Source organism: Agarilytica rhodophyticola (assembly GCF_002157225.2).
In the GTDB taxonomy this organism is placed as follows: domain Bacteria; phylum Pseudomonadota; class Gammaproteobacteria; order Pseudomonadales; family Cellvibrionaceae; genus Agarilytica; species Agarilytica rhodophyticola.
The window spans coordinates 5,085,349-5,097,937 of the sequence record NZ_CP020038.1 but is presented as its reverse complement, the minus strand read 5'-3'; the positions used below and the strand labels follow the sequence as shown (position 1 = coordinate 5,097,937).

The following is a 12,589-nucleotide window of genomic DNA, read 5'->3' as shown; positions in this document are numbered from 1 at the left end:
GCGAAGTAATATCATGACATACTGCCTTATTATTCCACACTATAATCATGAACGTCAGTTTTTGGATTTTTTACCCGAATTACTCAAAACACAATTACCTTGCATTATTATTGATGACGGTAGCCAAGTAGAGAGTGTTAAGCAAATAAAGGATTTTATTGCTAATTTGGCTAACGTATACTTGCTTGAGCATACTTATAATCGCGGTAAAGGAGCAGCAGTTAAGACTGGCTTTATCTATGCCAGAGCGCTCGGTTTTACACATGCGGTTCAGATTGATGCCGATGGGCAGCATGCCGTAGAAGATATTGAAAAATTTATTGAATATAGCAAAGCGGAACCCAGCACGTTTGTTTGTGGTTGCCCCACTTTTGACGCTTCTGTACCAAAGGTGCGTTTATATGGTCGCAAGGTAACCGACTTCTGGGTAATACTTGAAACCCTTTCATTTAAGATAAAAGATGGACTGTGTGGCTTTAGGGTATATCCTTTAAAACAAGCTGAAGCTGTGTATGATCATTATTATGTGGGTGGTCGTATGGATTTTGATACAGAAATTTTAGTCAAAGCAGTGTGGCTGAATATCCCTTTGCATTTTATCAATACCAAAGTTGTATACCCAGAGAAGAGCGTCTCGCACTTTAATTACCTGCGGGATAATATGCTACTTATACGTCTTCATACGCGTTTAATGATCGGTATGGTGCTGCATTTACCCAAGTTGGTAATGGGATTTTTTAGGGGATCTCGTTAGTGTCGGTTAGTGCATCAGAAGTCAAGCAAAAACACCACTGGGCTAACCTAAAAGAGGCAGGGACTTACCACGGTTTTTTATTTTTGTTGTGGGTTCATAAGCTATTTGGGCGAAAGATCTTTAGTTTGGTCTTATATCCTGTGACACTCTATTTTTTGTTGTTCCTTCCTGTGGCTCGTCGTTCTTCCAAAGAATTTCTTGAGACACATTACCAGTGTCGTCCTAGTTTTTGGAAAAAGAAACCAGGGTACTGGGATGTATTGCGTCATTTCTTTTCTTTTGGTCAGTCGATTTTGGATAAACTATTGGCTTGGTCTGTGGCGATGTCTGAAGATGAGTTTGAAATTGCCGATCCGGCTTTTTTAGAAGAGTTTTTAAATGATGAAAAAGGGCAGTTAATTATCGGCTCTCATGTGGGGAACCTGGAATATTGCCGCGGATTTGTACAACGCTATAAAAGTAAAACAATTAATATATTAGTCTACGACCAACACTCCGCTAATTTTGTGCGGATGATGCAGAAGATAAATTCGCAATCACGGATTCATGTTTATCAAGTAGACCAATTAGATATTCCAACAATTCTGAGCTTGAAAACTAAAATTGATGGGGGTGAATGGTTATTTATTGCCGGTGACCGAATTCCTCTAAGCGGAGAACAGCGCACGGTAGATATCACGTTTATGGGACGCACAGCGCAGTTGCCTATTGGCCCATATATGTTAGCCAAAACACTGCAGTGTCCAGTAAAGCTGATGTTTTCTTATCGTAAAGGCAAGAAAGTCTTTTTTGATGTACACCCTTTTGCTGACAAAGTTGTGCTACCGCGCCGTGAAAAAGAAGTCGCGCTTACTGAATATGCACAGTTGTTTGCACAATTACTAGAAAAACAATGCCTGCAAGCGCCTATGCAATGGTTTAACTTTTACCCTTATTGGTTAGACAGTGCAGATAAACAAACCACACCATCGCAACAATAGTATTAATAATATGACGATAAATACCGACTCATCTTTACTCGATCTTTTGCCTCATCGTCCGCCTATGCTGTTATTAGATCGCTTAGTGTCTGTTTCGAATAACGCCGCCCAAGCGGAAGTTGCAATCAGCAAAAACTCGCCTTTTTTTATTGCTGGTAAAGGTGTTCCTGCCTGGATTAGTATCGAATATATGGGGCAAACAGCGGCCTTAATTGCAGGTTATCAGCTGCAACAAGGAACGGTGGAACCTCACACCGGTTTTTTATTAGGGACGCGTAAATTATCGGCGCAAACATCTTGGTTTCCCGAAAGTACAGACTTGATTGTTAGCTGTAATGAGTTGGCTGTAGTGGGCGACTCCCTTGCGACCTTTGATTGCCAAGTGAAAGATAAAGCTAGTGATGCGTTGTTAGCGCAGACCAAGCTGTCAGTATTTAGAAAGTTAAGTAATACGTAATCATAGGGTATTACTTACATTATGCTAACGAAGACATATAAAAAGTTAAGGTGAGTATTGTTGAATAAGCGTGTCGCAATAACAGGTGGTGGAGCAATATCTTCCCTAGGAAATAATTGGCAAGATATCCGTGCCGCCCTGCTTGCTTGTAAAAATAAAATTCGCTACATGGATGAGTGGGATCAATATCCAGAGTTACAAACACGCTTGGCCTCTCCAGTAGACGATTTTGTTTTACCTGAGCACTACAGCCTAAAAAAAACCCGCGGTATGGGGCGAGTAGCGCAACTAGGTGTGCGTGCTAGTGAAAAAGCTCTAGAAAATGCGGGTCTTTTAAAAAATGATATTCTTAAAAGCGGTGAAGTTGGCGTCGCCTATGGCTCTGCAACAGGGAATAGCGCAGCGGCAATGGAGTTTTTTAATTTATTAGAAAATCAGTCTATGCGTCGTATTAACGGCACGACTTATTTACGCATGATGAGCCATTCTGCAGCAGTTAATATCAGTATTTATTTTGGCACCACAGGGAGAATGTATACCACCTCCAGCGCCTGCACAGCGGGTAGCCAAGCGATTGGCTATGCCTACGAAGCCATTCGCAGTGGTCAACAAAAAGTTATGCTAGCAGGAGGCTCTGAAGAATTATGCCCAACTCAGGCAGCGGTGTTTGATACGGTGTATGCTACCAGTACTAAAAATACTACCCCAGAACTATCACCACGACCCTACGACAAAAATCGCGATGGATTAGTTTTAGGGGAGGGCGCCTGTACTCTTATTTTGGAAGAGTGGGATTTTGCTGTAAAACGCGGAGCTAATATTTTAGCGGAAGTGGTGGGCTATGGCACTAATACCGATGGTGTCCATCTTGTGCGTCCACAAAAATCTACCATGGCTAAAGTTATGAGCTTAGCGCTTAATGATGCTCAATTGAATGTACAAGACATTGATTATATTTCCGGGCATGGTACTGCCACTGTTCACGGCGATATCGCCGAAACCCAAGCGACAGAGCAAACAATGGGCGCAGGCATTCCGTTTAGTGCCCTAAAAAGTTATATCGGACATAGTTTAGGGGCCTGTGCTTCGCTAGAAGCGTGGCTATCTATTGAGATGATGCGAGAAGGATGGTTTGCACCAACAATAAATCTTGAAACCATAGACGAGAGATGTGGAACCTTAAATCATATTGTAGGGCAGCCGCAGGAACTTAAGGCGTCTTATATTATGAGTAACAATTTTGCTTTTGGTGGTGTGAATACTTCACTAATATTTAAACGTGTTGATTAAGCTAGAGCTTATTAGCTCGTAATCAAAACAAGAGAGTTATCGCGTATGACTGAAAAAGAAAACATGATTCATGGCTTGGCTTATAACTCTCGAGATCCCATCCTTACCCAAGAGCGTCTTCACGCGAAATCTCTATGTCATCAATTTAATATTTATGATCCCAATAAACTGGAAGAAAGAATGGCGATTTTACGCCAGTTAATCCTATTTAAAGGCACAGCCCATATTGAACCCAACTTCTTTTGTGACTACGGCTATAACATTACAATAGGAGACAGTTTTTACGCCAATCATAACTTAACAATTCTCGATGTTTGCCCTGTAGCTATTGGCGATAATGTTATGCTGGGCCCCAACGTCATGATTTCAACCGCCACCCATCCCTTAAACCCAATAGAGAGAAAAACAACAGAATATGGAACGCCTATTCATATTGGCGATGATGTTTGGATTGGCGGTAATGCTGCGGTTCTTCCCGGTGTCACTATTGGCAACGGCAGTGTGATAGGGGCTTCTAGTGTTGTAACCAAAGATATCCCAGAAGGCGTACTTGCCTTTGGCAACCCCTGCCGGGTTATTCGCTCTATATCTTGAGTTTTATTGCTGGCTAAATTAACCCTAAAAATCTAATAATCCCCTTCAGGCTAGCTTTAAATCAGCCTAAAAAATATACTTTGGCATTGAAATCATTGCGCTTTGATTATAGGATAATGCCCACGAAAGGATGCATCCACATTCTAGGAATGAATATCTTTTCGCAAAATGTAATTAATTTTTTGCGTTATCGCCTTTTAAATTAATTTAACTTGCTTTTTACATATTTAAGAAGCCTTCTACTGAGTTACTTGTGCAGTAACCTCTATGATATGTTTGGGGAAATGATGTCTAGCTCTTTGTTGCGTACTCTTTTTGCGTGTGTCTTATTTTTGGGTACTGCTAATGCTACAGCAGTAGATTTTAACAGTAGTAAGTACGATATCTATCGAGGCGATATCAATGGCGATGGCCTTGACGATATCTATGCTCATGGTAAAGAACAATTTCTACTGCTTCATAGTGATATTGCTGTACCTCTTGTACTCCCTCCTCAAGCGAGTTATCGAATTGATGGTGAAAGTGTTACTGAAACCGAAGTGGTTCATACAAACTGTGGCCATCCGCAGTGTGACACGTATACACAAACTGTCACCCGCCTCCTTTATACAGATAATCCAGTAATCGTTGCTCCCCAATTGACACAGCAGCAGATTGCTGCCCATGGATTGGTGCTATTAAGGGAGGGTACTGATTATTTTCTCGCAGATTTTAACCGAGACGGCAATACTGATATATTGTTCCGTGCTGCCGAAATTCATAAGGCATATATCTACGCCGGCAGTGGAGGCGGTAATCCGCCTACCAAGTTTGTGGAATATACAGGTGAGCATGCAGATAGAATAAATAATCGTAATATTTCGCTATCACTGCATGATGCTAATTTTGATGGTTATATTGATATTGTCTTCCCATCTTCGGATTCCCAGCTAGCCGATACCGCAATCTTAGGCGGTGGCGACTACAAAACAATAGAATTAATTATAGATGATGACCCCGCACTGCCCGCAACGATGGTAGGTTCCACCAATGGCGCTTTTCGAGTGGATGAGACGGGCGCATCTAATTACAGTGTTGCAATAAGCCTACCCAAAGGTGTGGCTGATGTAACACCAGAAGTCAGTCTTGATTACTCATCCCGCAGTGGGAATGGTATTGTCGGTTTAGGTTGGACGCTCAACGCCTATTCCATGATTACCCGCTGCCGTCAAACCATCGTTACTGATTCTAACTCTTTGCCTTTAAGCTTGGGGACAAGCGATCGTTTCTGTATGAACGGGCAACCGCTAGTCCTCGATGGCAGCGGCGCATACGGAGCACCCAATACAAAATATAAAACTGAAATTGACAGCTATATGTATATCTACGCTGTTGGCGGCAGTTACGGCGACCCTGCTTATTTTGAAGTGGTTAGTAAAGACGGGTCACTAAAAACCTACGGCAAAACATCGGGTGCAAGCAGAGATCTAATTAGCAATGGTATAAGGAAAACCTTAACGTGGGCCTTAGATAGTTCAAAAGATAACCTTGGTAATGCTATTCATTATGTGTATGCAGGAGAAGAGCAAAACCATCGCCTTACAGAAATAAACTACGCTAATGGCAGTGCTAAGGTAACATTTGACTATACAAGCACTCGGCCAGATGTGCATCACTCATATATTGCCGGTGATAAAATTACTTCTTCTATGAGGCTCAACCGCATTGATGTTACTAACAATAATCAAGTATTACGTAGCTATCAGTTAAGTTATCTTAAAGCCACACCCAATAATCGTGTCAGTCGTTTAAACCGAATTCAAGAATGTGCTGCAATTAGAACTAATTGTTTATCAGCATTAGAGTTTCAATGGCAGAATCAAGCAGTTGCTTTCTCTACATCACCACAACGCTATAATCTCGACAGTGCGCACGATAACCGTTATTTAGCAGACTATAAACAGGCAGATATTAATGGCGATGGTTGTCAGGATCTTGTCATTGGCTGGTTTGACGCTGGAGATAGCCGTTATAAGACAGAAATAGTCATGTCCGATAGTACTTGCAATTCATACTTAATGACCACCAGTACCATATCTTCTGATCATTATAGTAATCTGGGAACCCCAGGTAATCAGCCACAATACCAGTTAAATATTCTCGATTATAATGCCGACGGTCGCCACGATATAGCTCTGCGTTACCGTGATAGTGGCTCTTGGAGTATTCACCTCGCAAAACCTGATAATCAGGGTAATTGGTATGTTAATGCACTAAACCCCATATCTACACCGAGTGATGTAGTAGGTCGTCATTTTATTGATATTAATGGCGATGGCTTAGTGGATAATGTGGGTGAGGTGGCAAAATTTCTAAAGCGAAACCCAGCCGCAGCGGATACTTCAACTACCCCTTATGCTTTTAGTGGCGAAAAGAATTTACAAAATACGGATAATATCGCCTATGGAGACTTCAACGGTGATGGCAATATTGATCTTGTCAGTTTTGAAGCCGGCAGCGAAACTGACGCCGTAGACAATAGCCAAAACTGTGTGGAAGACGCTAGCGACGGTCCAGGTGGTTTTGATTGTGACGATTATGAAACCGTCGGCGAAACAACTAATACTATAACTGTTAATGTGCAAACACCCACAGGTATCGCACCCTATGCTACCTGGACATCGTTCAATCGAACCTGTCCTGCTAATGATAGTAGCTGTGTGCCTGTATATGAACCAGAACTTATTGGTTCGGTATTCGTTACGGATTTTAATGGCGATGGTCTCGACGATATTATATTAAAACGCAGCACAACGTTTGCCTTACACCTAAGCACAGGTAACGGCTTTTCTGGTGCTATTTCAGTACCGCTAAACTTGCATGTTCTGCTCAGTGACTTGCCCGACTCTGTTAGGGTGCGTAACCCTGTTCCATCTGCTGTTGATTATAATCACGATGGTATGAACGACCTTTTCTGGCATGATAAGGTTGCCAATGAATTAAAAGTTGCTTTATGGAATGGGGCCAGTGCCACTTTCGAAACCCCAATGACAATTCGAGAGCGTGTGTTGGACAATGATCAGTACGGCTTTCTTGATGTCAATGGTGATAGCGCAGAAGACCTAGTAAGGTTTGTGCAGACATCAAACCAGCTTAACTCGCAAAAAACCATTGAAGTATTTTTAAACCAAGATGCTAGTAGCCACAATGTGATTAGCGTATTTAAAAATAACTTTGGTAATGAAACTAAAGTGCAATATCACAGCATGAGCACTAGCCATCATTACTCGCGCTTGGAAGTGGAGGGTAACAGCGCTAGTCAAAATAACGATTGCATTGCAAGTTTCCCCTCTTTGCCTGGAGTTTTAGCTAACTCTATTTGTCGACAACGAGTTGCTAATCAAAATGATTTTTATCGTGAAATTAACAATCCTTTAGGTTTAGCCGCGAATGATCCTGACTATGCGTTGCCTGTTTTTGATCTCAATACACCTATGTCGATTGTGGCCAGCGTCGAAAGCACTGCTCCCATTAAAAATAATATTAATGCCACCAGCAAGGTGGAATACCTCTATACTGAAGCAAAAATGCAAGCCGGTGGGCGAGGGTTTTTAGGCTTTAAAACTTTAACCTCTATCGACGTACAAACAGGAATTAAAACCACTACCGAATACCATCAAAACTTTCCTTTTGTTGGAATGCCCAAACGTACTCGCGTCTACACTCCTGAGGATGAATTACTGAGTGATGCTATTAACAAATATACGGATCAAGCACCTGCCGGTTCTGTGTATCATCAACCGCAGTTAACAAGAAGTACAGAGATCATTTATCCAACAAAAACTAATCTTAATCATAGTGATAAACTTGAAGTTGGTACTACTGCGTTAACTACAACCATCACTCAAAGTACTTATGATAATTTTGGCAACGTATCGTCAAGTAGCGTCAATACTCAGGGTGTTTTTAATGACCCCGATAGCAACGGTTCGTCTAACCTAAGCCAAACTACTTCAACAGTAAATACCTACGCTAGTAGTCAAACCATCAGCTTGCATGGTCGCTCATACTCCTATGCCCAATTAGGGCGATTAACCCGTGTGCAATCCAACGGCTCTCGCAACAATGTTGCGCAAGAAGCTCGCACAGTCGCCTTTACCTATTACCCAAATGGTATGTTGCATGAGGAAATTATCGAGCCGGACTCCTCAGATGTCTCTGAAAAACTTACCACAAAACACCATTACGATAGTTTCGGTAATGAAGTAAAAACAGAAACTACAGGTTGGAATGGTTACACAAGCGAAACACGTTTGGCAGAAGTGCAATATGATAGCAATGGGCGCTATTCTATTGAGAGTAAAGATGCTTATGGCCATATTATAGAAACGATTATCTCACGCGATAAATATGGCACGCCGTTACAAGTAGAAAATGCTAACGGTGTTATCACCACCTTTACTTATGACGCTTTAGGCCGTGAAATTTCTCGCGGTGATACTTCTGCTGATAACACGGTGACTTCTGAGTATTTAACATGTTCACAAGTATCGCCAGGCTGTCCTACAGGTGCGCAATATGCTATGCGCAGTATCGTGGCTAACGGTGCAACCACAGTTGAGTATTTTGATCGTCTTGGCCGAACTATGCGTGCTGCCACCCAAGACTTCCAAGGTAGTTGGGTATATGTCGATACAGAGTACGACCTTCTAGGCCGTATTGCGCGAGTAAGCGAACCCTATTATTTTACTGCCCAATATTGGACTGAAACCACTTACGATATTTTGAGTCGCTCTCGTACGGTAAGTGCTCCTGGTTTTGATGGGGTAACAGCCAACAGTAACATTAGTTATGACGGTTTGTCGATGACCACCACAAATGCCATTGGCCAAACCAAGCGAGAGATAAAAAACACCTTTGGCGAATTAATTAAAGTTGAAGACAATATCCATGATGCTGCCAATGACTATGCTTATATTCGCTATAACTATGATACCGAAGGCAATTTAACTAAGACCACTGTTTATCCTACACAAGGTAGCCCTCTTGTCACTGATATTCATTATGATCGCCTCAATCGTAAGCAATGGATGAATGATCCTGATAAAGGGCGTTGGGATTATCAATACAATGCCTTCGGTGAGTTGATTCGTCAGCAAGATGCGAAAGGGCAGGTGGTGCGCAATCGCTATGACCGACTAGGCCGACTACAAAAACGCACAGATTATAAAAATAGTGCGGAAACACAAGTGGAGAATCATACCCGCTGGTATTTTGATGGTGCCACTGATAACGCATCACTCTCAGTAGCGAATGCAATAGGCCAGACAACTGCGGTTATCATGAGTAAAAATACCTTTCATGAAACCTGTAACGCAGGAACAACGCAATATTGTAGTTATCCAACGTTTGACCAATATGGTCGACCATCGGCAAATACTATGCATCTTAACAGCGACAATAATGATGCAACTCCTTTAGAGGTTTTTAATACCGGACAGACTTATGATTTCGCAGGCCGCGTCGATAAGACCTTCGATGTACTGCATAACCTTGTACAAGATGTTAATGGCCAAGCCATCGAAAGTGGTACCCAAAATTTTTATAATGCGCGAGGCTTTTTAACCCACACACAGGACTTGCGTAATGGCGATACCTTATATCGCACGCGCAGAACCAATGAACGTGGGCAAGTAACACAGGCGGATATCGGCCCTTATGGTCGCGCTATGATTTATGACAATGCCAGTGGCCAGTTAAAACAACAAGTGGCCTATTTGGGAGGGATCATTTATCTTGGTACAACTCCTGATCCTTTGAGTATTCAGCATATTAGCTACCGATGGGATTTAGTGGGCAATTTGTTATCACGTCACAATCAAAGCTCCATGCGCAACAGTGGCAATAATTCATCTAATCGCAATTTACAAGAAAGTTTTTGTTACGACAGCCTTAACAGGTTAATTAAAACTAATATAGGCACAACCGCTACAAGTACTTGTCAGGGATTGAGTAGTTCGGCTCAAGATTTGCGTTACGATTCCATTGGTAATATCAAATACAAAAATGGTGTAGGTAGCTACAGCTTTCATGCTAATAGACCCCATGCAGTAAGTAGTACTGGCAATGGCGTTTCTTATTCCTACGATAGTAACGGTAATATGACCAGCGATACCAGCGGTCGTAGTTTGCAATATTCCACCTTCGACAAACCCTTAACTATCGGTAAAGGTAACCATGTATCTACTTTTGCTTATGGGCCGGATCGCAGTCGTTATCTGCAAATTGATAGCAATTCCAGTGTCGCTGCCAAAAATAAAACAACTATCTACCTTGGCAACGTAGAACGCATTACGCAAAACGACGGTACCATCGAATGGCGTCGCCAAGTGGCTGGCGGTCAACGCACTTACACCACCGACGCCTCATTTAAAATGATCGGTGATGAAAGCAAGCGCTTTATCTTTAAAGACCACCTCGGCTCAGTGGACGTCATTGCCGACGATCTCGGCAACCTTGAACAAAGCATGAGCTTCGACCCTTGGGGCGCCCGCCGTCAAGAAAACAGCACGTTGGAGTTATTAACAACGACACAGCTCTTTAACTTTAGCGACGATATCACCAGCCGCGGCTTCACCGGCCACGAAATGCTAGACGAGCTGGGCCTTATTCACATGAATGGCCGCATCTACGACGCCACCATCGCCCGCTTTATGCAAGCCGATCCCTTTATACAGGCAGCGACTGATATACAGATGTATAATCGCTACTCGTATTTAAGGAATAATCCGCTCAATGCTACGGACCCTAGTGGGTATTTCTTGAGTCGTGCTTGGAAGAAGATTAGGCCTTTTGTGGGGGTAGCTGTTGGCGCTTTAATTTCTATATATTGTCAGCCATGTGGCGCTCCCATCGTTAAGGCCGCAATTGCTGGCGCAGCAGGTGGCTTTGTTGGTGCTGCGGTTTATGGCCGCAACCCGGTTCGGGGAGCGGTTATAGGAGGAATATCTGGAGCTGCTTTTGGTGCAGTGGGAGAATACTTTAACGGCCTTGGCTTAGAAAATGCCAAGATGCTGGGTAAGAGCGGCTATATTAAGTTTGGCGGGAATGTGCTCAAAACTTCACAAGCGGTCGCCCAAATTGGTTCACATGCTGTATTAGGTGGCGTGATGTCTGTACTACAAGGTGGTAAATTTGGCCACGGCTTTATCTCCTCCGGATTTACCAAAGCTGTTATGGGCGGCGCAAACTTTGACTACTCTCAAGGTGACGCCTTAGATATTGCTAGACGCACCCTAGTCGCAGCAATTGTTGGTGGTACTACTTCTGCTATAACGGGAGGTAAGTTTGTTAATGGTGCGCGTTCAGCGGCAATTGGGCATCTGTTGAATCAGGAGGCTAGTGCGGCTGAGCGGAAGAGGATTGTGCAGGAGGAATTTAAATTAGTCGGAGAAGGAGCTCGTCAACTTGATAAGCGAGTTGGGTTTTGGCGCGGTATTGGTAAAGGGTTTAAGTCTTTAGGTTCAGGTGTTGTAAAAGCTATAGGTTACGGTGGTTCATACTGGGGGAGTAAAGTTTGTTCAGCTTGGTCATCAGGATGTGGGGCCACTCACCAATTTATTAGAGATGAGGGTGGACGAATCGGTTTGGCACTTCATGATCTTACTGTTGACCAAGTTATGACTGCTCTTGTACTTTCTTCAGCATCTAATACTGCTGAGGGTTATGCGACGGGAAGAGTGGCAGGAGCATTTGGCCTCAGCAAAATGCCTGGACCTACGTATTTGAAGATTGGGGTCGGCACTGTGGCTGTTGCAGGTAATATGCTTCAAATGTCGGAAATATACGGTGATGCACTAACAGGAAAGCATCTGGTTGATGCTGTTGTAATGGGGGCACAAGATGACATGTAGTTGTGGGAAGAGTTTAAGTATCTTCCGTATGTTATTCGCGACGATTTCTAGGCCGATACAATGCCAGGAGTGCGGTAAGTTTATTTATTCTAAAACGCCGATTTCAGAGCCTCTAATTGTTTTGTTTGGAGTGATTCTAATTTTTGTTTCTATTTTTCTGTTAGTAAAAAAAGAATGGCTTTATTTGGTTGTTTCTTTGGTGGCTTTCTCTGTCTTAATATTTTCAGTACGTTTAGTAGAGGTCAAGCTGGTAGGGCTTCGATTGGAGAATGAGGACAGGTTAAAAAGTGTCAAAAACGCAGATTTTTTTGTACGAATGGTCTGGGGAGGTATATTTGTATTGCTTATGATTGTCGCGTATTTATTTTTTTAGATGAGTAAATAAGACAGCTACGATAATAAAGAAGTAAATAAGATACCCACTTTTGTATATCAATAATGATACTTACCCTGTATAAACAGAGTAAGTATCATCTAGTGCTAGTAAGTTTTGGAATAAACGAGACACCCACTTTTTATATAAATAAAGAAGGCTTTCATTATGCGTGTCCTATTTGCTATCGATTTTCGCTGAATATTTAAATCATGATACTTACCCCGTATAAACGGAATAAGTACCACC

Annotated in this window: 6 protein-coding genes; all 6 read left to right on the top strand. The window is 42.5% G+C overall.

Annotated elements, in window-relative coordinates; all coding sequences use genetic code 11:
* Window positions 1-13 precede the first annotated feature (13 nt).
* The 6 genes from BVC89_RS21130 to BVC89_RS21105 all read left to right on the top strand — a co-directional run bounded on the left by BVC89_RS21130 (window position 14) and on the right by BVC89_RS21105 (window position 11,967).
* Window positions 14-754, top strand: a complete 741-nt coding sequence (locus BVC89_RS21130; protein WP_086933107.1) for a glycosyltransferase family 2 protein — start codon at window positions 14-16, stop codon at window positions 752-754.
* Window positions 754-1,734: a lysophospholipid acyltransferase family protein gene (locus BVC89_RS21125; protein ID WP_086933106.1), complete on the top strand. Its 981-nt coding sequence runs from the start codon at window positions 754-756 to the stop codon at window positions 1,732-1,734. The genes BVC89_RS21130 and BVC89_RS21125 overlap by 1 nt, the downstream gene beginning before the upstream one ends.
* Window positions 1,735-1,744: 10 nt before the next feature.
* Window positions 1,745-2,191, top strand: a complete 447-nt coding sequence (locus BVC89_RS21120; RefSeq protein WP_086933105.1) for a hotdog family protein — start codon at window positions 1,745-1,747, stop codon at window positions 2,189-2,191.
* 60 nt (window positions 2,192-2,251) lie between these two features.
* The gene (locus tag BVC89_RS21115) at window positions 2,252-3,481 is read left to right on the top strand and encodes a beta-ketoacyl-ACP synthase (protein ID WP_086933104.1); all 1,230 of its coding nucleotides are present in this window, start codon (window positions 2,252-2,254) and stop codon (window positions 3,479-3,481) included.
* Window positions 3,482-3,526: 45 nt separating this feature from the next.
* Window positions 3,527-4,075 (top strand): sugar O-acetyltransferase, encoded by a 549-nt coding sequence (locus BVC89_RS21110; RefSeq protein ID WP_086933103.1) that lies wholly within the window; start codon window positions 3,527-3,529, stop codon window positions 4,073-4,075.
* A gap of 284 nt (window positions 4,076-4,359) precedes the next feature.
* Window positions 4,360-11,967 carry an RHS repeat-associated core domain-containing protein gene (locus tag BVC89_RS21105; protein ID WP_158658060.1) on the top strand — a complete coding sequence of 2,536 codons (7,608 nt, stop codon included), beginning with the start codon at window positions 4,360-4,362 and terminating at the stop codon, window positions 11,965-11,967.
* The last annotated feature ends 622 nt before the right edge of the window (window positions 11,968-12,589 follow it).

Excerpts from the sequence above, each read along its gene's own strand:
- BVC89_RS21105 (WP_158658060.1), top strand. The coding sequence starts at position 4,360 with ATGATGTCTAGCTCTTTGTTGCGTACTCTTTTTGCGTGTGTCTTATTT.
- BVC89_RS21120 (WP_086933105.1), top strand. The coding sequence starts at position 1,745 with ATGACGATAAATACCGACTCATCTTTACTCGATCTTTTGCCTCATCGT.
- BVC89_RS21130 (WP_086933107.1), top strand. The coding sequence starts at position 14 with ATGACATACTGCCTTATTATTCCACACTATAATCATGAACGTCAGTTT.
- BVC89_RS21110 (WP_086933103.1), top strand. The coding sequence starts at position 3,527 with ATGACTGAAAAAGAAAACATGATTCATGGCTTGGCTTATAACTCTCGA.